This is a genomic window from Fictibacillus macauensis ZFHKF-1 (assembly GCF_000269865.1).
Lineage (GTDB): Bacteria > Bacillota > Bacilli > Bacillales > Fictibacillaceae > Fictibacillus_C > Fictibacillus_C macauensis.
This window is the reverse complement of record NZ_AKKV01000046.1, coordinates 1-23,449: the sequence shown is the minus strand read 5'-3', so window position 1 is coordinate 23,449 and position 23,449 is coordinate 1. Positions and strand designations below refer to the sequence as shown.

Below are 23,449 nucleotides of genomic sequence, written 5' to 3'. Positions count from 1 at the left end.
GCTTTTACTGCCGTCTTGATGCCTCTTGTACCGAACGCTCGACCAATGCCAGCTAATTTACGCGCGGCTTTGACGCCGGGAAGAAAATCGAACGCCGCAAATGCGGCACGCGTAGCACGTTCACCTGCACCTAACTTTCGGCCTGTAATGTAATCTCGGCCTGTAACTGCAGAGCCAATTTCTAGAGCAGCGATCGCTCCAGCGACAATTAATCCGGCGATCGGACATGCAATGAATAATACGGTCGTGCCAATGGCGGCAGCAATTTGCCAGATGGTTTCTTTGTCCTGCTGCTCATCCTCGATGGATTTGTACTCAAAAGAACCTCCATTAAGAGTGGCATCGCGAAATTCATCTTCTGTCAGCTTTTTGTCTGGATGTTCTTTCTTCCAATCTTGAAAGCCTTGTTTAAATTGCCATGCATAATGGTTGTCGCCTTTTAGGAGGTCCTCCATCGTAACTTCGGACTTTTCTTGTTCTACTTGTTTCGGCACTTGGTATTGATGTCCGGTAGGCATCGTAACGAGTTCTTTCGCTTTAATGTGGTTTTTCGTTGAATATTTCTTAATGTTAATGTCGCGCATCGTGACGACGTAGGCATCAATATCGTTGTAAAAGGGATCATCAATGACTTCATCGACCAGGCGATCGACATTATGAACAAACTTTCTCAGGATATTAAAATCTTGGCCAAGTTGCTCACATTCTTGTGCGCGATTCTTGTGGTGAAAGGAGATAATCCGATCTCGATCAAGGTCTCTAATCAATTCTGATGCTTCTTCTAGCTTTTCTGATATTGTCTGCAAATTCCTGAAAATGTTTGAACTCATTCCTCGATGAATAATCGCTTTATTTAACCCATCTTGTATGCGCTCCCACTCACTTGCTTTATATCTTACATCCATTGAAGCCCTCCTGTACAGTTGTATGTCATGTACAATCTCGCAAGCTATCGTTTACCTTTTACTCTTGTAATAACTGGCCGATTTTTTCGGCTAATTTGTGATCGAGAGCCATCATAGTTTCTAAGGTTTGATTGATTAAGCTAAAGGCTCTGTAGTAATGCTCATTAAGTTCGGTAATTCGTTCATTGGCATCGTCATAGACTTCCATTGCTTTACTGGCTTTGCCGTCTAAGTAATACCGCGATTCTCTGATCTTTTTTAGGCTTGGCGTCATCTTGCTTTCGATTTCTTTTTGAATGGCTTGGGTTAGTTTGAAAATGTGCACGAGTTCGTCTTGATCGATGACGATTGTTTTCTCAGTGCTGCCAACGTTGTCGGTCACGTTCATACCACTCTGCCCCCTTATAAGGAATCTCTAATTCATCGTATAGCACTTTTAATAACCAATATTGACTGGCGCGGTAATACTTTTTCTGAACGACATCGCTCATGATGACGTTTTCATCTTTTTCGAAAATGAGCCATTGTTGATAAAAGGCGCTATTCGTCATCGTTTGTGGTTTGGCTGTTAAATGAAAGCTCTCCATGTTCAGAATCGTATGATCGACGTATTCTTCCTCGACAGCGAGACGGTCTTGATAGGAAAGTTCTTTCTTTAAAAAAGTTTCCTCCTCTTTTGGCGGTTCGCGCAGTAAAAGAGGAAAAATGCCAAACAATGCTTTTAGTAAATAAGCTTTCGTCGTGACGCGTAAGCGATACACTTCGCCTTCTTCTAGTTCACTTAGCACAATACAGCGATTTTTATTTTCTTCATCAAAGGCAATCATCAAATTGTTAATGCGCACGTATTTGATTGTTTTGTAATATAGCTCCAGTGCTTGAATAACAAGAGCGCCCGCATCGGTTAGCGCAGTCTCGGCTGTGATGATTCCTTTCTCTACTAAGCGCGCGTGTGCTTGCTTAAATTCTTCTTCGCCTCTCAGCTGATAATACGCTTTTTCTGGTAAGCCGAATAACACCGTGCCATCAAATGCATTCGCTAACAGATAAAGCTCACTGCCTGTAAAATAATCAATCGCTTCACTCATAAATTTTTCACTTCCCGGACAGAGGCATCTTCTAGAAAATTAGCAATATAGTGTTGCAAGTTATTCACTGCTTTGGTTTGTAATTTCGTTGCTTTTGCTAAATCTTTATGAAATTGCATCAATAGCTCAAGATACGTAAGAAAGGCATCGCGCGCATGACCTTCCCATTTAGCTGAATGAATGTAGCTAACAATTTCATTGCATTTTTCGAGCGTGAAATGTAATGAAGTTTCTAGCTCTTTAGAAGCGTCGGCAGCGATTTTTACTTGCTCACCAAAAATATTCACTGTATCCACGAATGAACAACTCCTTTCATTAGTTGTTCAAGAATGATCGCTTGTACGCGACCATTCTTGATGGCTGAAACTTGATTAGGAGAACAAGCTGTTCAACTTGTCTCTCGCGTACTTACTACCCGCTTCCAAAGCATCCTCTACTTTTTGACCAGCTGCTTTTGCCTTTTCCACCAATTCCTTAGCTTTCGCATTAATATCATCAATCACAGCTTGTTCTTCTTGATCTGCTAACACGCGGTAATGCTCATAGCGCTCATAGGCTTGATCGATGGCTTTTACGAGCTGTGCTCGCATGTCTAGTGCTTCTTTCAAGTATTTACTGAGCTGTTCGGTAAGCTCTAGGCGCTTTGGTTCAAAATCGTTTAACGGAATAGCTGTTGTTTCATGGCTGCCTACTTTTGAAATGTACGCATCATAGCGTTCTTTTGCGCTGTTCATTTCCTCATCATATTGAGCTAAAAGTTCCTTCAACCTGTCATGAAGATGATCATAGTCATCACGTTTGTCATCTGACGGTGTACTAAACACTTGCTACCACCCCACTTTTTTGATTAAGAACTGCGGCAATCTTAATTTTCATAGCAGTGCCTTGGGTTACGTAATAGGCTTCATACGGCTGTAAGTTCTTTTCCTTGTACGGACGGTTCATCACTTCGACGATATTTTGGTCGTTGAGACGGCCAATGATGACCGCTGCTTTTTGCTTTTTCAGCAAGCTAGGTAAAGTATCGTAGGAACGATCGATTGAACCGTAAAGTGAGCCGACGATAAAGTAGATGCCGAGTTTCGATCCTTGCTCTACGAGTTTCGCTAACAGTTCTTGAGCTGAATTTGAAGCCGTTTGCACGAGATAGCCTGTGTCGGTCATGAGCACGAGCAGCGGGCGTAGCGTTTCTGTGAATTCCTTCATGTTCGAAATCTTGCCCTCCATTTGCATTTCGCGGAATGCACTCATTCTCGTTTCATATAGCGCATCGAGCTGACCGATGAGCTCGTCCATGTTTTCTGAAGAATCACTGTATAAGTTCACATATTCTTTGTAATGGCTAAAGCTCGTATCAGCGCTATCGATCATCGCCACGTCAACGTCGGCATTCATGGAAATGGCTGAGAGGATCGTCATCATCGTCCGTTCAATCGTTTCATAGGAATCTGACAGAATTAACGTTGTATGGTCTTTTCGGTAGTTAATTTCAAGCGGCTGTACGTACTCGAAATCGACCGCAAATGGGACGCCACCGTTGGCAATAAGTTGGACGGCTTCCTTGCGCTCGGCAAACGATTGGAAGTCGATCACTTCTGGAACCATTGGAATCGGAAGTGGTAATGGTCCTTCATAAGCCGCTGCCAGCGCTTTCGTTTCTGCTTGAAGATTCGTAATGACCGAAAGCATATCTTCACCTTTGATCGGTAACGCGGTTTGGAATACAACCGGCTGCTCAAGCTTTACTAGACCGCGTCCAGCAATTTCCTCTACTTTTAAATCGGTGCGTCCGACAATGGATTTTGTTTCAGACTGATCAATTAAAAAGAGTGACAGCTGATTCTTAATGTTCGCACTCACTTGGGCGCGCATCGCATTTTGACGACCAGCTGTAATCAGTAAGTGAATACCGATACTTGCACCTTCACGGGCAATTTGCGCGATTAAAATGTCAAATTCATCGCGATACGTCGCTTCATGCGTCGACTCAATCATGTCGATGGCGATGATCATCGTCGGAAGCTCTTCACCGCTTGCTTTTTCATACATTTCAAGACTCGCCACACCGTAAGCACTTAAACGCTTCTTCCGGTCTTTAATTTCCTCCGTCATGCGACGAATAAATTTACCCATTTTAATATCATCATCGACAAGCAATGTATCAGCGACGTGTGGTAAATCTTTTAGCGGCAGCAAGCCATTCGTTCCAAAATCAAGCAAGTAGACGTGTAAGTGCTTTGGCTCATGCACGCGTGCTACGCTCATAATCGTCGTTTGTAGGAACGTGGACTTTCCGTAACCAGGACTTGCGAAAATAGCCATGTGTCCTTCTTTTGATAAATTGAGCATGAGTGGCTCTTGCGCTTGCATTTCGGGAATATCCATAATGCCAAGCGTTACTACTAACGGCTGTTTCGTCTGAGCAAAGCCTGTCTTCTCCATAAGGGAGGAGAGGATGATGCGTTCTTCTAGTGGCGGCAACCAAGGGCGCGGAAGCTCAGCGATTCGTGCTTGCTCGGTGTATTGTTTTAAATAAGCAACAAGCGCATCGAGCTCGGTCGGTAGCTTCTTAATTTCCTCTTGATCGCTTAAGCCACTTAAATCATCTGATAAAATGTCATATTGACCGAGGTCGTTAATGCCATAAATCGTCGTATCTACATCCTCTTCGTTGCGCTCACCAATGTAATAATCCGCACCGCTCCATGCACTTTGGAACAGTTCATAAATTTCATTGTTACCAACTTGTAAATATGCGCGACCTGGAAGCTGAATATCCGCCGCATCTGGTGTTTTTAACACTTCATTGGAATCAGAGGCATTTTGTACTTTTAACGCGAGCTTAAATTTGGAGTTGGACCAAATTTGGTCATCGACGACGCCGCTCGGCTTTTGAGTTGCTAAAATCAGATGAATGCCGAGTGAACGCCCAATACGCGCTGTTGAAACGAGCTCTTTCATAAACTCTGGCTGCTCCGCTTTTAACTCGGCAAACTCATCGGAAATTAAAAATAAATGCGGCATCGGCTCAGCCGCCTCGCCTAATTTATATAGCTTGTGATACTGATTAATATGGTTCACATCATGCTCACCGAACACGCGCTGGCGCTTGCGAAGCTCCGCTTTAATGGACGCTAACGCCCGCAGTGATTGCGCACCGTCTAAGTTCGTAATCGTACCGAGCAAGTGCGGCAGATCTTTGAATAAATTCGCCATTCCTCCCCCTTTGTAGTCAATGAGGAGAAACGATACTTCATACGGATGAAAGTTAACCGCAAGTGACATAATGTACGATTGAATAATTTCCGATTTACCAGAACCCGTCGTCCCCGCTACCAACCCGTGAGGACCGTGCGCTTTTTCGTGCAAGTTCAAATACACGATATCGTCTTTTCCACGAAAGCCGAGCGGTACAGCTAAGCTTTTATACGTTTCATTTTGCGCCCAGCGCTGTGGGACCTGTAGCTCTTCCACTTTTTCAACGCCGTACATTTCAAGAAACGTTACGCTTTCTGGAATCGAATTTTTTAAATTTTGCACATGATTAAGCGATGCAAGCCCGCGTGATACATCTTCTTTATTAAAGTGCGGCGGAAAATGATCGAGCGTAAACGCTTTATTCACAAGCTCGCCTTCTTCTAATAAAATGTTTCCATCGCGCGAGTCACGAAGATCGACGACCGTCTTTACATGCTCTGGCAGCGATTCCATCACATCTTGCACGAATATAAGCGAGACACCAAGGTCAGATGGATCTTCATTAAAGAATTCCATAATCGTATGATCCATAATGAGCTTTTCATCGGTAATAAACACGACAAAATGCGGTGCAAAGTACATTTTTTCATTCTTGTTGCTGTTTTCTTCAGTTGCTAGCTTTCGTTCTTTTAAAATTTGATTGAGCGACGATAACACTTGGTCACGCGAGCGATCATGATAAACGAAGCCGCGAATGTTCACATCGCGCAAGCTTGCGTGTGGCAACCAGCGCATCCAGTGCCATTGTTCCTTTTCTTCCTCAGGAAAAATCGTAATAAATTGCACATCATAATAGCTATGAAACAACGCCGTTTGCATGGCGAGTAATTGTAGTTGCTCAAGCACAAGAGCACGCGGTCCTACGTATCCGACCGGCCCTTTCGCTAAGCTTGTCGTAATGGGCACGTTAGGTAACGAGAGAAACTGTGACTTTAAAGCGCGCCCTTCCTCGATGAGTTCGTCTTTTTTAAGCGTAAATTCTTCTACATTAAAATCAATGTCAAAGCTGGCATCGACTCTTCCTGTACCGGTGCGAACCATGAGAAAATCATGATGAAACGGCGTTTTTTCATAAATACGAGAATGTACGCGTTGCGCCATGTCGCGAATTTCCGTAACGTCTGGGTAATGATAATGAAGCGCATGCCGCTGAGCTTCACTCGTCTCGAACAGCTCTTTTGTTTTCACTTTTAAATAATGGCGATAGCCGCTGTCGCGTTCTTTAATATCTGTTTTATACTTTTTCACGCTTTTCACATAACTCGTTACCGAAAAGATGACGGTTACGACTGTCATGGACCCCATCATAATTAGGTAGATGGCACTCGTTTGAAAGAGCGCCATAATTCCCATCCCCGCTAACATGACGATTGGTGGAATGATTGTTCTCAGCAGCTGCTCACTCGGTTTTGATGGTAAGCTTGATGGATTGGCAATGACTTTCTTATCTTTTGGCTCGCGATAAATGATGCGCGGCGAGCGATGATAATCTGGATAGTCTTCTTCATAGCTATGTTCTTGGCCAAATAAAAGCGGCAGCGACACGTCAGGTGCTTGAAAACTCAGAATTTCGAGTGCACCGTCCTTGATCTTCATGATGGTTTGTTCCACGTAAAGCTCGTCGCCGTGCGCAAGTCGTCCTTCGCTCACAGCACAATGATTTAAAAACACCGTACCGTTATACACTTCTAAACGAAAGAAATCCTCTTCTTTTATAAGCGCAAACTCGATCAGCTGTTGTGTTGCTATGCGAATCGTATGATAATCATGCTTTCCGACGTAAATCTTCTGCTCTCCTGTCGTATCATACGTGAGGCTTTTCTCTTCATAAATCGTCGCAAATGAAAGAGTCTTACCATCGACGACGTGCTTGCTTGGAACGTGTAAGGGAGCGCCATTCATTTCAAAGCTTTCGCCGTTCCAAAGCACGTCGACCGCTTGTGTTAGCTCTGGAAACGTAACTGTATCGCTCCACTTGCCGCCAATGGTGATGCGGCGTTTCTTTCCTTGTTTGACGCGGCATTTATGCACTTGTTGTCCGTTATCGATCATCAATAATTGTGGCGTCATCTTTTTCCTTCCTCTCTGCTCTCACTCTTGCGCGCAGCTCTTGCTTACTTCTTGTCTTTTTCTTTTTCCTTCTCTTTTTCTTTTGCTTTCTCTTTCTCTTTTTCTTTCTTCTTGTCTTGATCCGACTTTGCTGGTGCTTTCTTCTCTGGAGCAGGCTGTGTGGTTGCTGGCTGACTTTCTTCTTTTTTCGGAAGCGGGAAGCCTTGCTCATCTAGGTTATGATCTTTTTTAAATTGATTGATTTGACCGTTCAGCTCTTGTATTTTTGAATCCCGTGTAGAAGCATCGAGATCGCGGTCATTTTTTAACTGTTCTTTTTTACCGATGCTTGCATACGTGAGCAGCGAATCGTTTTCCATCGATTTAGCCAATTCAATTGACTCGTCATACTCGCCACGTCCTGTTGAAATCCAATACAATAAATAGTTTGTATCACTTTTTTGACTCACATTTTTTAAAACGGTTTCTTTTTGTTCCTCACTTAAGCGTGCCGTTTTCACATACGAATAGGCGAGAATATACTGACCTGCCGCTGACAATTGATCGGGTTTGACATCATGTAGCTCATCAATGACATTGCCGTACGATGTTTTTAAAAACTCCGAATGCGCATCAATCATTTTGGAATCAAACGGTTTCACAAAAAAACCTAAATAGACGAGTGGAATGATTAACAGCACGGCTGCGCCAATGAGCGCATACGTCAAACGACGAAAGAGGATGAACTTCTTTTTCGGAACCGTTACGAGCTTCTTAGCTGCCTCTTGCTTGGCTTTACCATAATATTCATCAATGATGGCGAGCAGCGTATCCCAATCATTTGCTTCAACAAGCTGTCGTTCGAATTCTGTTTCTTTTGCATTCATTAAAGAACCGCTGTAAAGCTGATCAAACGTATATTTCGTAGAAAATAAGGCGATTGCGAGACACTTAAATTGCGTAACGAGCGTATCGTTCCGCAGTTCATACGGCGGAATCGCATCGCGTACACCGCGGTAAATAAGCGCGGGCATTAAGTTATCATCGAATACTAGATTATCTGGATGTAAGAAGAACGTTTTTCTCGTTTTCAACCACTTACGGAGGCTCGCGACGTTGCGCAGCAAGCGTAACTTATCATGGCGAGGGCGTTTCAAAACGGTCTTCCACGTTAATGCATTTGGGTCCACATGAAACGAAAAGATGAACATTTCTCCCTCATCACTCGCTGTCACGGGAACAAAATCGGATGATGCTTCCTCTAACAAAGCGAGTTGACGAAGGTCACGAATATTCGTTTGGGACTTCGGCAAGCGTAGATGCCACTGATTTTCTTCGATAAAAAAGGTATAGGTCATGGATTCTAGCACAATCTTTTTTTCGTTCATCACGGTTGCTCCTTTAAATAAATGACTTAACTGACGTTCGTACGTGCAGATGTACTGGGTAAGACGACGAGTACATCACCATTGGTTATTGGAAACGCCGCAATGCGGTCATCGTCTGCTAAAATGAGCTGCTTTAATGGCACCTGCATCGCAAAAAGCTCTTCTTTTCTCACATCAAGCTTTAAGGCATCAATGATATTGCCGATCAGTTGTTTCACTGGCTGTCCAATGGGAATGCGCACATCGTAGGCACCATCCTGACATAATGAAAAATCAACCGTAACGTTAATATGGCTTTGTGTTGCCATAGTGCGTCACTTCCTTTCGTCTTTCGTTTTCCTGACTATAAGAAAAACGCCCACGATGAAAATGAAAACCGAGGCAAGCACGCTAAGGAGAAAGGAAAAGCTGATCCCTTCTTCTTCTGTTTGCTTTTGGCTTCCATTCCCAAACGCGGAATCGTTTGTTTGCACGGTTTTTGTAAACAAGGAATCTTTTAATTGATGCTTTGATTCATCTGCTGGATTGCCTTGGTCAATCGCCTGCTTTTTAATACGCTCTTCTGTTTTTTCTTTGTTTTCTTGCTTTTGTTTCACAGCTTCCTGGGTTTGTTCAGAGAACAAACCCGGCGCTGTTTTGTCTAATTCTGTTTCTCGTAGATTTTGATCGTCTTGACGACTTTTTTGGTCTTGACCGATGCGATCGGTTTGATAGTCGATCTTCCCTTTGTCTTTCGCATCGATCGCTACCACAGTGCTCGGCTGCAGCGCGAGTAATCCAAGGATCACAAGCGGTAGAATGCCCCGATTATACGGCTTCTTCATCAGCTTCCTCACCATCTTTCACTTTCTTATGCAGTGTTAACGTGTTACCGAGTATGCTTAGGAGTAGGGCAATAACGAGGCCGAGCAATAGCTTCTTACTAACAATCGGACCATCGATAAAGTTACCAATAAGTTTTTCAATATATTGCAGTGGCGAAATCGTACGCAACGTACCCATCACAGACGCTTGATCGAAATGTAATCCGAGCGCATTCGTGAAGAATAAGTACAACGTTAAGATCGCAAGCAATACGAACATTCCTACCATTTTCAACTGGCGCATCATATAGGTCGCAAACGTAACGAGCGTTGTCATCATAAGAATCACGAGAATCATCCATAACAACAAATCACCTTGCTTAATATGAAGGAAGTATGCAGCTAGTAAGCCTGTCACAATTCCTTCAATGACGCCGACAATCAAGATAAAGACAGTCATTGGAATGTTTTGACGGAACAATGAAAACTCTCGTTCAAAATCGTCATCTTGTGCCCGTCTACGCTCGTAGTTTGCTAGTACGTAAGCTGTAAACAGCGTAATAATGAAGCCGATAAAGACGACAAAGTACGGTGTAAAAATGTTTCCTTGCGTAACAATCCCTTTATTTTTTGCGTCAACCGGTTCTGATAAAAAGTTTAATAGCTGTTCATTCGGTCGATTGCCGACTTTACTATTCGACATAACATCCGCAAAGTTTTTCGCGAAATTCTTATCGTCCGAAAGCTTATTCTCTAGCTTTTTCGATAAATCATTCGAATGCGCCACAAGATCTTTTCCGCTATTTTTAATAGCCGCAGCTTGTTCGTGAATAGAATCGAAACTACTATACACAGAATCTGCTGCACTAGCGTTACTTTTCGTTTGCGTTTCTAAAAGCTGACTTTGTGCAAGCAACTTGCCAAAAACAGAGGCCGCATTGACGCTAGCCGTTCCTTGATCGGTAACAAGCTTTGCGCCGGATGTTTTTATAGCTTCCATTTTTGTTTTTAAATCAGTGAGTTGTTTAGTTGTCGTAATAATACTTGTATTTAATTTTCCGGCTTCACCGGATATAGTTTCAATTTCCTTTGCAGTATCATCCGCATTTTCCCATGCCCCGTTTACGGTTATTCCAAACTGATCCACTTTACTTTTATACGTGGCTTGTTCATCTATTAACGGTTGCTTCAGTTGGCTAATAACATAATCTGAAAGTCCTTTAGCAACATTTTTATTTTGGAAATCATTATATAAAGAGGTTTCTTTGCCTGCTTCTGTTTTTAGAGTAGAGTTATTCAATCGTTCTTCTAATCCAGCATCCTGCAAATTAAATCCAAAGTACGTCTGATAGCGCGTAGCTAAGTCTTCATAAATGCTTATTGTATTTAGTAGATGATCCACCTGATCTTCCACACTGCTAGTCCCAGGATAAGACGTAAGCTTATGCGCAATACTGTTTTTTGTAATGGTTACGCTTTCTTGCTTTTCAGGGACTTTCACTACTTCTTTTTCTTTTTTATTTTCTTTTTCTTTTTCATTTTCTTTTTTACTAGACTGCTCCTCATTTTCACTCTTTTTTTGTGCAGTCGTCGGTGCTTTTTTCGTTTTCTGTGCTTTTACGCCTTGGCTACCATTTCCTTCTCTACTCTCCTGATTTAGCTTCCAGCCCCAACGAATTGGTCGGAATGCAGGAACAACATCATCATTCTTCGTTTTTAATACTAGTTTGACAGCAAACGAACCGCTTTGAGATTTTGGTAGTTCAATACGTCCATTTTCCTGGTATTCTGACGAGTAGTCGTGTTCACTCTCCCCAGGTAGTGCCAATAGCACTTGTTTCACCGAATAGTCTTCTGGTACATTCAAAGAAAATGACTGTTTTTCTCCGCCACTATCTGGAATTTCAACCGAATCATTCACAGATGTTTCTTGGAGCTCAGGGTTGTCATTTACCTGACTTAACTCAGATTTACCCTCTAGGAATTCTTCTTTATATTTACTCGACACAATTTGTACGTTACGAATGGTTGTTAACGCCGTTTTACCTTTTAAATAAGCTAGTTCTTGCTCTGTTAAAGGTGGTAGCTTTTCAATAATCGAATTGATATCGCCTTGTAATCGCTTATCCGTATCTTTTAGTAGGTTATATAACGGAATGGCTTGATCTGGATCGTCTATTAGTGCTTTTTCAATGAGTGGTTTTAATTTATCACTAAAGTATTCATGCTTAGAATCAATGCTTTTACTATAATTTCCAACTGAATCTTTCATTACTTTTAATGTAGCTTGTAATTTTGTCGTTATCGTTTGTAAGGAGCTGTCAGATGGGTTTTCCTTCTCATCTATAAATTTAGCAAGTACTTTGGAATTTTCAGACAGGTCCTTAACACTTTTGTCATAATCTTGTGAATACAATTCCGAAAGATTTTTTACATAGGTAGCTAGCGGTGACTCTGCTTTGCTGTCTGTCCCTTTTAACAATTGTTCTGCTTGTTTAAAGGTGCCAACGTCCCCGTTCTTTTGGCCTAACATTTTCTGAAAAGCTTTAAAGCTATCTTTAGTGCTCTTCGTACTGTTTTCTACTGACCCGAGCTGATTCGTATAGCCCGATATTGGCGCATGCACCGATTCATTGTAGACGCTCGTATACGTTTGTTCTTTATTTACAACTTCCGCCACGTTTCCTTGGGCATTTTGAAGATTCTTAAGAACACTCGCAAAAAACACATCAATAATGCGACGATTAAAATCACCTAAAATAGTGCTAGCTGTTTGTTCAGCCATCGCTTTCATATTGGAATTACTAGAGGCATTGACGCGATAGTGAATTAGCGGTTTCTCTGGATTTTTTTCATTCATTGAAAGCGCCTTACTAGAGAAATCCTCTGGAATGACAATCATCATGTTATACGTATTACGTTTCACACCTTGTTCGGCCATTCCCCGTGTCACAACGTACCAATTATGCTCATCGTCCTTTTCAATGCCTCGAATAAACTGATCACCAAACTCATAATGCTTGCCGTTAAAATTCTTCCCAAGATCCTCATTCACGAGCGCCACCGTCATTTTTTGTTCATCTTTCTTCTTCTGACTGTTCGCCGCTTGATTCAGACCAACATACGTACTTCCCGATGTAAGTACGAGCACTAAAATAATAAATAGAAAAAGACCACGTTCTAATAATTTCATAACATCAACCCCTATCGTAGGAGCGTACCCTCCACAAATTTAAAACCATTACAATACAATAGCCACACAACTTCCGTTGCGTGGCCATTGATCAATACCTAGAAAGAATACAATTTGTCGTACTGTGCTTCGAATTAGCCGTTTAAGCCGAAGTTTTGAGAAAGTCGTTGATCGTGATCGATAATAGCGTCTTTTGTTTTTCCTAATTGACCAGAGATTTCAATTAGAAGTTGTTCAAACTGTTTAACTTTTGGCTTTAAAGCATGAAATTGTGAATCAAAACCTTCAGAAGCTTGACCTTTCCATTGTGATTTCAATTCTTGTTGACGGCGTTCCATTTTTGTTAGTAATTGATTAATTTCATGTGCACTATTTTTGTAATCTGTGATACTTCTATCTAATTCTTCCGGGGTCATACGAATTTCATTCATTCTATTCAACTCCTCAACAATTTTATTAGTTAAGGCATTATCTTCCACGCTGTTTATGTATATGCTCTATCTGTGAATAAACATGGAATTTAATTCCTTAATCTTTTTTTATCATGTAGGCTATTTTTGGTCAAACGCGCCTTTTGTCTTTGTCGAATTCTGTCTGGTACTTTGATTCCAAAATAAAACGACAGTGGTGTTGTTTAACAGGATGTTTGCCCTGTTTTCTTTTCTTTATGTGTGGAATATCTTTACTAAATAAGGAATATATCAATCTTTTTTATAGCGTATATTACATAAAAAAGGTCTTTTCGCCTGTTTTCGCTAACTTTCATTCGACATTTGTTTTTATTTCAATCTACTTCTGTCGAATTTTGTAGTTCGTCTACTAAAGAGGTCAAATAGCCTAGTGTAATCATTTCCTTGTTCTAGTTCTTTTTTAGCCTTTATCTCTCACCTTTTAGGTCATAAGCGCTCTATAGTTGAAGGGGTTATGAGACTTGTGGTGCATGAATATACAACGCATACAGCACTGTACATCGATTGCTTCTTGCTTGTAGACGTACAATATGAAATGATGGTAAAATATAGAAATAAAAGAGAGCGTAATAATGCGCTCTACCTATTCCTTCAAGAGGTTTCCTTACAGATGAGGCAATGATTTGTAGTTATTTGGAGGAGGAATGAATGTTGAAGAAAGCACTACTCGTTGGTTTAATGGCTGTAGGTCTCATGCTCGGGAGCACGCAGGGCTCGGCGCTAGCAAAAAACAGTGGAAAAGTAACAACGGCACAGGCGGGGCAGCTCTCTGATCGCTTATTGCAACGTATTAACACAACTTTCGCTAATGATTTAAAGAAACACCATATTTCTGCTTTTCCCTATTCACACTACAAAAAAATCCAACCTACTTTACGGCAATACGTAACGAAACATGCCCTTAAAACGACGATTGATGAGCTTGCCAAAAGCTATAGTACGTTTTATTGCAACTATCAATGCATGCCTGACACTGCAAAAAAATCTCTACGCTTAACGATTGTTAAGCAAACCGCATCCACACTAACGCTTTCCTATTATGAACCTGACACTGGCAAATCTCCTGGGTCCTTTTATGATACGATTTCTCTAAAAAAGGAAAAAGGAACGTGGAAAATCGATTCCTATTACAATCGGTATCCAGCAGGCTTTAACAATCATTTAAAACTCTCAAAAAAAGAAGTCGTTGCTCATTTAAAAGCTTCTGGTATAAAAGCGAGCTATGTAAAAACAAAAGTTCTCTATACAGATTCTTATAGCGGTAAAGTGAAAATTCATCGCAAAATTTATATTTTTAAAGCACACGATAAACGGTTCGGCGTGTTTGCTGATGTAGGAAATTATGAATACAATCGTAAGCTATTAAAATAATAGAAAAGAAATCCGAACAACATACGTTCGGATTTCTTTATGGTTTCACTCATACTTTTGCATAGTTGCGGTAAACCGCTACCAGCCACACACAAACCGTCACGCTCAGGAAATACCCATACGCAGCGAGAATTAAAAATCCAAGTAACGTAAATAGGATAAACGGAATGCTCATAAATAGGAGTATGATGAGTAGCGCCACGATATTGACAAGAAAAACGACAAAGATGTGTAAATAACCTCTCGGCTGAAGTCTAAAGGCACTCTTTATACTCTCTCCAATCGTTAAATCATGAACGATGATTCCCATCTTAGACAATCCAAATGCGAGGCTTAGGCAAATTAGTATAATATACAGTAGAATCATAACTACCACTCGAAACACATCATTTTGTATGAAATTGAATGTATAATATAACGCGAGAATGACAGCCCCAAAAAATGTTAGTATGCCGTCAAAAACGACCATTTTCCAAAAATACTTTGCGCCTCCTGAAAAAAGCTGAGATATTTTTATTTTGCCTTCCACTAAAGCATTTCGACTTACCGTAAACAACCCTCCACTAAAAAAAGCACTCATTGTGGTGACGACGACTACATAGAGAAAGCCAATGATAAAAATAGCGCCAATCCCTATTTCAACATGCGGTTGATACGTTTCAGAATAGCTAACACGTGCACTAAAACCAGCAATCGCAGCTATTATAAAGCCAATAATTACAAAGCAAAAGTAAATACCAGACATAATGCCCCCACTCACTAATGGAACCACAAACAACAACGGCGCTGCCTTTAACGCCTGAAACAAATCACGAATACTTTTCATAAAATCCCCTTCTTTTCTAGAAAATCAAACATAGTACGCGATCCCACGATTTTTTTAAAAAAACGTACAGATCACAGTTTTTAAAAATCACTGATTCATAAAATACCTATTCCGCAAACAAGGAAAAATACCCTCATGCTCATTCGCTCTTTCGATACCGCAAATAAAACTGCACATACCAGACGAGAACGTATACATATAAAAACAAAGAAAGCACAAAATTGAGTAATCCACCGATCAGATCAAAGCGTCCAATCCACGCAACGAATAAAAATAGCGCTGTGTAAACGAGCAGAAAAAGAAAAAATGTAAGATAGCCACCACGCAACGTAAAGCCGGTATACCATGCTTTTCGAAAGGGTACATGATCGATTACAATGGCAAGCAAGCCTAGCGTGAGAAGCACCACTAAGAGAACGAGTACAAGAAATATACCCACTTTCGCATAATCCATTCCATCGTGGAGAGAATCGAGCAGAACCGGTTTGGCTAAAATCAGCAGCCCGACGAGCGGGAGAATCAGGATGCCAAGAAGCATCATAATGCGCCCAAAATACGGGGCGCCTCCTGTAAATAAAAGCCCTACTCTTACTTTCTGACCATCAATAACCTCTTTACACATCCGGAACAACCCTGCTTGTAAATACAAAACCACTCCATACATACATACGAACAGCACGCTCATTACTATCAAAAAACCTGGAGAAATCATAGGAAGGTCAGGGATCGAACCATCTACCTCTTGCGCTATTTCTCCAAGGCCATCCACCAACAAAGCACCATAATAAAACATCAAAATAAGTGTCCAACCAAAAGCAAAGACCAGTCCAATGCCAAATAAAATGAGCATTACAACATAAAGCATTGGATTATTTTTCACAATCAGAAACGTTTTTTTGTACAATTCCATCGGTATTAGCTCCTTTTCACATCATGTGCTTATTTACTATAGTTACGATAAACCGCTACGATCCAGACAACAGCAGTCGTAGATACAAAGTACAAATAGGCTAGCAAGACAAGAAAAACAAGCAGATTCAGTAAAAAGGACGCTGGTGACATGAGGGTAATTAGCGCAATCAACACCAGTATATTTACTGTAATGACGAGAAGAATATGCACATAGCCCAACGGTCGCAAACGAAAAGCACTTTTGATACTATCGATCATGGTTAATTGCTGCAGCACCATTCCGAGTTTACACATTCCCACTATGAAACTTACGATAAGAAAAATACTATTAATGCTCAGCAATATTTGGCTTTCATACTGAACACCTAGATCCATTTCAATATAAATCGAGGCCGTATACAAAAGGACGAGAACGAGCGATTGAAACCCTTCTAGCACAGCCATTCTCCAAAAATAGCGCTTCCCACCAGAAAATAGTTGCGAAATTTTAATGGTCCCATCTTCTAAGGCATGTTTACTAACGGTTACTAGCCCTCCGCTAAAAAATGCACCCAAAACCGTTATAATGACCACAAAAAAGAGCATAAGAACAATTTGTACGGTCATGCCTATTTCATCATAAAATTCATCAAAGCTTAGCATGCCTTCCCCAAAGCTCATGCCCACCGCCGCAAATACGAGCGCAGAAACGAAAGCATAAGCCGTCGTGATCGCAACGTAAATGCCACCATAAATCAATGAAACGACAAACAATAACGGCGCATTTTTCAACGCCTGAAACACATCACGTATACTTTTCATATCATTCTCCTCTTATGTCGTTATTCTGAAAACAGTTGATTGGAAGAAGAGGAAAAACGTCGTGCGCATCCTTTTCGATGACGAACATACAATTGCACATACCAAACAGCCATGTACGTATAGAACAAGAACCTTAAAGCAGTGGCTAATACCGAACCAAGCATTGTAAGGTTTTCAAGCTCCTTCAGCATGTAAACAACTATGGCCGAAAGTATAATAAAGAAAAACAATTTAAAATAGCCACCATCAAGCGTAAGTCCTACATACCATGCCTTTGAAAACGGTAAGTCTTCTATAACAATGCCCATAACAGCAAAAGACAGCAACAGCTCTACTACCATTAATACGGCGAAACAAAGCCAAAGTACGCCCTCTATATTCGTATCAAATCGGGCATTCATCACGTACGATTGTGCAAACCAAAAAAAGAGATAAACCGGGACTAGCATCAACACAACCATCCCCATGATGCGTCCAAAATATTGACCTCCCCCAGAAAACAACCGGCCTACCTTCACTTTTTGACCATTCATAATATCTTTACAAATAGCTAGAAAACCAGCTTGTAAATAAAGACCTCCGCTATATACAAAAAATAAAAACACACTCAGCATACCTATAAAATCAGAAGAAAATAGCGTGTCCACAATGGTTTTTGGATACGGATCGTCATTACTCGGCAACATACTCATTACAACCATAGAAGCCATAATCGCTCCTACAACAAAGCCGAATAAACTTAACAAAAGCATTATGACAAATAACATCGGATTCGTTTTCAAAAGCATAAATGCTTTTTTATACACACCCATTTTTTAAAACTCCTTTTACGCTGCAAGCGCTTTCTATTATTTTCAAAAAATTTAAAGGGAAACCCATACCTTTTTTCTAATAGATTCATATATATAGAGTAAGTAGATAGAAGGGAGGCAACATGATGAGTTATAGCATTACAAAAAACTTCATTCCTGGATTACCGACGTTTCCGTATCGACACGGTGTTGGTGCTTATGAAGGTGTGGTTTCGCATTGCACTGATTCTAGCAATCGTAGCGGTGGCGATACACCATCTAAGGAGCGGGCGTATGAAGCACGTACCTTTAACCAAGCCTTTGTTCATTTCTTTGTTGGTGTCGAAAATGGTGACGCGGTCATCTTGCAAGTAGCTTCTACAGATTATGGTGCATACGGTGCTGGGCCGGTTGCCAATAAGCGTTTTGTTCATGTGGAGTTATGTATGTATGATGATGAAGCTCTTTTTTCAAAAGCCTACGATGCTTACGTGTATGTTTTAGCAAAGCTACTACACGACCGAAAGCTTGATGTAACGAAAGCCGCAGCAGACGGTTCTGGTACACTTTGGTCGCATAAAGATGTGAACAAATTTCTTGGCGGCACGACGCACGAGGATCCTATTGCTTATTTAGCTGAACACAACATCTCTTGGAATCAACATGTCAAAAACGTAGCCTCACAATATAGCAGTCTCACTTCGAATAAACTGAAAATCGTTTCGGCCGCTTCGGCTGCCATCTTAATGGACGGGCCCGATCGTCAGCATGCGAACAACATTGGCACCGTACCACTTGGAACCATTGTAGAAAACCTCGGTAAAGTACAAGGAAAAAATAATAAAGATGGCTATTACAAAATTAGCTACAAAGGGAAAACAGGGTACATTACGGCTCGTTTTGGTAAGCCTCTTTAAGAGATGTGTAGGCATCTCTTTTTTTGCGTGTTAAGCCCTTGAATAGCGACGATAGAATAAAATGTACCAAATGGAGAAAAACGTAAGAAAGACAATGATCAGTCCATCCGCTACATACGAGCCTACGTAGGGAATCCACCCTTTCACGCGAGAACAAAGCTCCAGCAGCACCAAGGGCGCAATTGCCATGGCAGTCAGCACGGCATAGCCTTTTTTTCGCAGCGTAAATCCTTTCGCAATGCCTGCTCCAAACGGCAAATCTTCTGCCACAATGGCTACTAATCCCACATTAAACACGAATAAAAATGCCACAAATGCAAGTAAAAGAACCCCTACGAGCGCCATCGTTACACCGTTTTGCGGAGCTGCACCTAAAATAGAGAGCAGAGAAAACAGCATCCAACTTGCCGCAAAATTAATGCCTAACATCCCGAGAACCCGCCAATAATAGCGAAGTCCCCCTTTTACAAGCCGAGACATATGAACGACACGCTCATCAATCGCCTGCTTACTCACCGATAAAATTCCACTAATAAACAAAATCGAAAATAGAAACAGCACCGAAATCATAAAGCAAATATAAGCAATCCACACCGGCACCAAAAAAAGCATCCGCAACAAATCAATAAAAATGACAAACAGATTAATAGAATGAAACGTAAAAATACTGTCTGTAAAAACACTTAACACATGAAGACCTTCTACAATAAAAAAATACATGACAACATAGGCAAACAATACACATAACAGCAGCTTACTGTTCCGACGCATGACGCCAAACGCCTGCGAAAGCAGTCCCATCACATCCAATCCTCCCTCTAGCACACCACCAATTTATGGTACATCAACCAGAAAAATCTTTAATGAGGAAGAAGCACTATTCAAAGTCAAGAGCTATGAGGAATGCCCTATAGCCTATTTACCATTTGTGCTATAAGAACGAAAAAACCTTGATGGGTGTGAGACCATCAAGGTTATTAGGTATGGAAATTGGACAAGCTTTTATCACCTATAGTATTGCACTCAATTTTCTGTATCTTCAAGAGTTCTAAGATACTTTTCTAAGTATTTTTTCCCTGTATTACTTTTAGGCATAAGACCAAGATGTTCATATTTCCAAATAATCATTCTCTCATAGGAATTTTCATCTGATAGATCATCATAATTAAAGTCAATATTAAAGTTTCCTGTGTGATTAAAAATCATAGTGAAATTTGTCCAAGCTTCTTGATCATTGTCAATAAACTCTTTCTTCATTCTCTTACTACAATCTAACATAGTTATCAGATAATTGAATAATGTCCCTTATAGGACGCTCCATAGAGTTTAAATCATGCTCATATAATTGTCCTATTCTTTCCGCACATTCTGTTCAACTTAACTCTTCACTATTCAGCAGTTTATTCAAATTTAAATCAAAAAATTACTATTGTAAGTAACTAGTAGAAGTAATATAATCAAAATCCTCAAAAGAGTTAACTAGGTCCTCGTACTCAAAATTGTAAATTAAAATAACAGCGTTATATAACTTATTTACGTTAACATATCCTCTAATTTTAGGTAGTATAATTTCCTCATATGAACACCCCTCTAATAAAGCAGAGATATTATCACTCTTTTCTTCTAATACCGCTTTTTCAATAAAATCCTCATCTGTTTCATCCATATCAATAGAGAAATCTACAAAAAATTTAGAAGGTATAGACTCTCCGTCTTCATCGTATGTTAAATTAACGTATTTCTCTAACTGGTTTTGTGTTTTAATATTACCTAACCATATTGAAACCATTCCTTGTTTTTCCATCATTAACACATCCCTATTTTAATCTTAATCCTTCTGGCAATGATGAAATTCCACCCTCTAATCTATAGTAAGCCCAATTATTAAGTCTTCTAATAAATGTGTTATAATCATTTGATGTATCAATAATTGCCAATAATTCATTATGTGCTTTTGTAGAACCTAATCCTCCATGAATGCCTTTAGGATTTACAAATTTAACATCAGATATTGCTGTTCTTAAATCTTTAATTTTTTCAGCACTTATATCCCAAAACTTGAATTGTGGAGCCCTCGATACTAAAAACAAACCATGAAGTTCAGTTGAATCTTGAACTGCAGTCACATTCAATATACGTTGATCTTGTTTTGATTCATTCTTATGAATCGTCATTATCATCTCTTCCTTTTAAATGAACTGTTTATAATGACCCGTACACCATCATTAGAATAACGTAGTCTTGAACCAGGCTATAAATACCTTACACAACTAGCTATTTAACTTTTGAAAATTTAAGATACTTAGTATTCTTCGGATTCCAAAAACATCTACCTTCTGATTTTTCATTGGCAATACTAAAAAATTCTTTTGCGATTTCTAAATCACCTAATTCAAAATAAACAGTCCCTGCAATAAATTCCTTATTACCAGAATCTATGCGCGCGAATCCAGTTGTAAATATTTTATCTGCCCACTCCTTTGCTTTTTTAAAATCATATATCATAAAACATGTAGAGATAATATCCTTAACTACATCGTAACTCTCTTCACAATAAATACCTTTTGGGTTAGGTATTAAATCCCATGCCTCTTCTAATAACAGAATAGATTCATGATAGTTGCCATTATAAAATTGTTCATTGCTTTTTTCCAACAGATTTTCGAATGCTTCTTTTATAGAGTATTGTAAAACAGCCATATGATCCTCCTCAAATTAGATCCTTAATCAAATCGAAATACTTATCATCCTCTTTAGAAAAGATTTTATAGCCTTCTAACATGAAGGCTCTTAACAGGTGCTCTTTAGCGTGATCCAGCTCTCCACACTCAAATAAACTTTGGCCAAGTCTCAGTAAAATAAAAGGATTTGAAATACCATCCGGACAATTTAGTGCATTCAATATGTTACTTTTTGCTTTCTCATACTCACCATTTAAAAAATAAGTATCTCCTATTGCTGTATAAATCCATGTACTTGCTTCCCAAATGTTCTTTGGTAACGGAACCAAATCTAGAGCAGCTACAAAACTCTCTATTGCTTGATTATTTTTTCCTTTTTCAACAAAAGCGTTTCCCTCATTACATAAATCCACAATACGGTCATACACGTGGTCGTTGAGTTCCAATGCATATTCCTCCTAATCATTATTTATAGGGTGGCAAGTAGGTTTCATTTAACTTTGCACCAGCAGAACGATTAAACCTATAGTGTTCCATCATGAAGCACATCATATAAATGAGCCATATCTGCTTGATCTTTTGGATACTAATGCTTATCACGTGCCATAAATTCCTTTTCACCATCACGTGTTGTACAAATTTTGGGCGGAATTCCATATCCTCATGCTTTCTTGCAGCAGATAGTTTTTCCACGTCAATTGTTGTACTTTGCACAGATCATCTTGATTATCTTCCATTCCTTCCACACTTCATTTCTCTTCATCTTCTGTACCCTTTTTCATAAAAAGATGCGTTAGCATGCTGCAAGAATTAATAGGGTATACCTTCCAATTTTAAAAATCCACCATTCATGGTACCTCACATAAGAAAATGTTCAATAAGGAAAAAGAACTACTACATCCTATACGTTTTCATTTATAATAGAAAAATTTAATGCATTTTAAATCCAAACATCATAACAGACCATTTTATTTCGCCTTTTTCATGCTCACTTTCAAATTTTTAAAATCTTCTTTCCAGTCTTACTCTATGTAAATAAAAAGTGCTCATTGCCTTGTGTCGACAATCAAGCACTTTGTGTTCAACATCTTTAAATAGAATCCACCTTACATATTTTCAAGCATATCGTTGATTCTATCTAACAAATACGCTTGAAAACTTTCATAATCATTACTACCTTGTGAATCCCCCTGAGACCACGTGTGAATTTTATTTGTTTTAGAATGTATACAATAAATCCACTCATCACAATTTTCGATAACTATGAGGTCCTTCGGTAAGCCATATGACCGATTTATTAGCGGTTCACTAACAAAACGACTTCACCATTTATACCTACTCCCATAATATCTAATCCACCTATACCTCCATGTCCAAACTTTTTCATATAGCACTTATATACACCAGGAATAGAGACACCCAGTTCATTTTCAGCCTTCATTAATAGTTCATCATTTACTGCAGCATATGTGAAATCGCCTTTTGCTTCATTTTTTTGATTATTTCATAGATTTGATCGTCCATTTAGTTTCCTACATGCACCTGATTCATTATCCTTATAGATCTCGGTGTCTATTCATTCACCTCAAAAATTCACTATAATAATCAAAATAAAGCTTCCTGTATCGGACAGCTGCGTTCAATTAAAAAGTTATCAATCATTAGAGCATACACCTATTTACGGTTTTCTAATGGTGATGGGCGAGGCAATTTTCACATTTGCATGGTTGAAGTTTGAAAATAAACAGAAGAAACGTTCACATGAGAAAGTCTAGTGAACGTTTCGATCTAGAGAATTGCCCAACAGAGTGTTTTTCTCTAGATCATCAAAAGATATAGCCAAAAAAATAAATAGCGTGACCATGATCGGAAGAGGTAACTTCATCATTTACACAAAATTATTGACACTCCTAAAAATGACCTTATTCAGCTTTAAGCTAAACAAGGTCATTTATCTATATTAAAACTCTTCTTCCCATGCTTCTTTTGCATCCAA

Annotated in this window: 21 protein-coding genes and 5 pseudogenes; 2 read left to right on the top strand and 24 right to left on the bottom strand. The window is 39.8% G+C overall.

Annotation, left to right across the window (positions count from 1 at the left end; translation table 11 throughout):
• The 11 genes and pseudogenes from A374_RS18810 to A374_RS18760 all read right to left on the bottom strand — a co-directional run.
• A pseudogene (locus A374_RS18810) lies at window positions 1-905 on the bottom strand (pre-toxin TG domain-containing protein); the annotation flags it as partial.
• A gap of 58 nt (window positions 906-963) precedes the next feature.
• Complete coding sequence (locus A374_RS18805) at window positions 964-1,293, bottom strand: hypothetical protein (RefSeq protein ID WP_007203838.1); 330 nt, start codon at window positions 1,291-1,293, stop codon at window positions 964-966.
• Entirely contained in the window at window positions 1,262-1,993 is a 732-nt protein-coding gene (locus tag A374_RS18800) for a DUF5081 family protein (protein ID WP_007203837.1), read from the bottom strand. Before A374_RS18800 ends, A374_RS18805 begins: the two co-directional genes overlap by 32 nt.
• A complete protein-coding gene (locus tag A374_RS18795) occupies window positions 1,990-2,289 on the bottom strand; it encodes a WXG100 family type VII secretion target (protein ID WP_007203836.1) in 300 nt (99 codons plus the stop codon). Before A374_RS18795 ends, A374_RS18800 begins: the two co-directional genes overlap by 4 nt.
• Before the next feature lie 75 nt (window positions 2,290-2,364).
• Window positions 2,365-2,817, bottom strand: a complete 453-nt coding sequence (locus tag A374_RS18790; RefSeq protein ID WP_007203835.1) for a hypothetical protein — start codon at window positions 2,815-2,817, stop codon at window positions 2,365-2,367.
• Window positions 2,810-7,321: a type VII secretion protein EssC gene (gene essC / locus A374_RS18785; protein WP_007203834.1), complete on the bottom strand. Its 4,512-nt coding sequence runs from the start codon at window positions 7,319-7,321 to the stop codon at window positions 2,810-2,812. Before essC ends, A374_RS18790 begins: the two co-directional genes overlap by 8 nt.
• Before the next feature lie 44 nt (window positions 7,322-7,365).
• Window positions 7,366-8,688, bottom strand: coding sequence for a type VII secretion protein EssB (essB, locus tag A374_RS18780; RefSeq protein ID WP_007203833.1), 1,323 nt, complete (start codon window positions 8,686-8,688; stop codon window positions 7,366-7,368).
• A 26-nt stretch (window positions 8,689-8,714) separates the two neighbouring features.
• Window positions 8,715-8,996 carry an EsaB/YukD family protein gene (locus A374_RS18775; protein WP_007203832.1) on the bottom strand — a complete coding sequence of 94 codons (282 nt, stop codon included), beginning with the start codon at window positions 8,994-8,996 and terminating at the stop codon, window positions 8,715-8,717.
• 6 nt (window positions 8,997-9,002) lie between these two features.
• Window positions 9,003-9,512, bottom strand: coding sequence for a type VII secretion protein EssA (essA, locus tag A374_RS18770; protein WP_007203831.1), 510 nt, complete (start codon window positions 9,510-9,512; stop codon window positions 9,003-9,005).
• Window positions 9,496-12,684: a type VII secretion protein EsaA gene (esaA, locus tag A374_RS18765; RefSeq protein ID WP_007203830.1), complete on the bottom strand. Its 3,189-nt coding sequence runs from the start codon at window positions 12,682-12,684 to the stop codon at window positions 9,496-9,498. Before esaA ends, essA begins: the two co-directional genes overlap by 17 nt.
• Window positions 12,685-12,818: 134 nt before the next feature.
• Entirely contained in the window at window positions 12,819-13,115 is a 297-nt protein-coding gene (locus tag A374_RS18760; protein ID WP_007203829.1) for a WXG100 family type VII secretion target, read from the bottom strand.
• 687 nt (window positions 13,116-13,802) lie between these two features.
• Here A374_RS18760 and A374_RS18755 point away from each other — a divergent pair.
• Window positions 13,803-14,525, top strand: coding sequence for a hypothetical protein (locus A374_RS18755; protein ID WP_007203828.1), 723 nt, complete (start codon window positions 13,803-13,805; stop codon window positions 14,523-14,525).
• A 49-nt stretch (window positions 14,526-14,574) separates the two neighbouring features.
• Here the strand turns inward: A374_RS18755 and A374_RS18750 are convergent, their stop codons facing one another.
• The 4 genes from A374_RS18750 to A374_RS18735 form a co-directional block, all read right to left on the bottom strand.
• On the bottom strand, window positions 14,575-15,351 hold the full coding sequence (locus tag A374_RS18750; protein ID WP_007203827.1) for a hypothetical protein: 777 nt from the start codon (window positions 15,349-15,351) through the stop codon (window positions 14,575-14,577).
• 139 nt (window positions 15,352-15,490) lie between these two features.
• Window positions 15,491-16,261 (bottom strand): hypothetical protein, encoded by a 771-nt coding sequence (locus A374_RS18745; RefSeq protein WP_007203826.1) that lies wholly within the window; start codon window positions 16,259-16,261, stop codon window positions 15,491-15,493.
• A gap of 29 nt (window positions 16,262-16,290) precedes the next feature.
• Window positions 16,291-17,064 carry a hypothetical protein gene (locus tag A374_RS18740; RefSeq protein ID WP_007203825.1) on the bottom strand — a complete coding sequence of 258 codons (774 nt, stop codon included), beginning with the start codon at window positions 17,062-17,064 and terminating at the stop codon, window positions 16,291-16,293.
• A gap of 20 nt (window positions 17,065-17,084) precedes the next feature.
• Entirely contained in the window at window positions 17,085-17,876 is a 792-nt protein-coding gene (locus tag A374_RS18735; protein ID WP_007203824.1) for a hypothetical protein, read from the bottom strand.
• 122 nt (window positions 17,877-17,998) lie between these two features.
• Here A374_RS18735 and A374_RS18730 point away from each other — a divergent pair, with 122 nt between their 5' ends.
• Window positions 17,999-18,772, top strand: a complete 774-nt coding sequence (locus A374_RS18730; RefSeq protein ID WP_083842097.1) for an N-acetylmuramoyl-L-alanine amidase — start codon at window positions 17,999-18,001, stop codon at window positions 18,770-18,772.
• 30 nt (window positions 18,773-18,802) lie between these two features.
• On the opposite strand, the gene A374_RS18725 is transcribed toward A374_RS18730, so the two are convergent.
• The 9 genes and pseudogenes from A374_RS18725 to A374_RS21510 all read right to left on the bottom strand — a co-directional run.
• Complete coding sequence (locus tag A374_RS18725; protein ID WP_156793280.1) at window positions 18,803-19,576, bottom strand: hypothetical protein; 774 nt, start codon at window positions 19,574-19,576, stop codon at window positions 18,803-18,805.
• 219 nt (window positions 19,577-19,795) lie between these two features.
• Window positions 19,796-20,050: pseudogene (locus A374_RS18720) on the bottom strand (immunity protein YezG family protein); the annotation flags it as partial.
• Window positions 20,049-20,144 (bottom strand): annotated as a pseudogene (locus A374_RS21520) (cytoplasmic protein); the annotation flags it as partial. The pseudogenes A374_RS18720 and A374_RS21520, both read right to left, overlap by 2 nt.
• 54 nt (window positions 20,145-20,198) lie before the next feature.
• A complete protein-coding gene (locus A374_RS18715) occupies window positions 20,199-20,576 on the bottom strand; it encodes an immunity 22 family protein (protein WP_007203820.1) in 378 nt (125 codons plus the stop codon).
• 13 nt (window positions 20,577-20,589) lie between these two features.
• A pseudogene (locus A374_RS18710) lies at window positions 20,590-20,871 on the bottom strand (WXG100 family type VII secretion target); the annotation flags it as partial.
• 175 nt (window positions 20,872-21,046) lie between these two features.
• Window positions 21,047-21,472, bottom strand: coding sequence for a hypothetical protein (locus A374_RS18705; RefSeq protein WP_007203818.1), 426 nt, complete (start codon window positions 21,470-21,472; stop codon window positions 21,047-21,049).
• A 10-nt stretch (window positions 21,473-21,482) separates the two neighbouring features.
• The gene (locus tag A374_RS18700; protein ID WP_007203817.1) at window positions 21,483-21,899 is read right to left on the bottom strand and encodes a tetratricopeptide repeat protein; all 417 of its coding nucleotides are present in this window, start codon (window positions 21,897-21,899) and stop codon (window positions 21,483-21,485) included.
• A 660-nt stretch (window positions 21,900-22,559) separates the two neighbouring features.
• Window positions 22,560-22,751, bottom strand: coding sequence for an SMI1/KNR4 family protein (locus A374_RS21515; RefSeq protein ID WP_083842099.1), 192 nt, complete (start codon window positions 22,749-22,751; stop codon window positions 22,560-22,562).
• Window positions 22,751-22,909 (bottom strand): annotated as a pseudogene (locus A374_RS21510) (SMI1/KNR4 family protein); the annotation flags it as partial. The gene A374_RS21515 and the pseudogene A374_RS21510, both read right to left, overlap by 1 nt.
• Window positions 22,910-23,449: the final 540 nt, after the last annotated feature.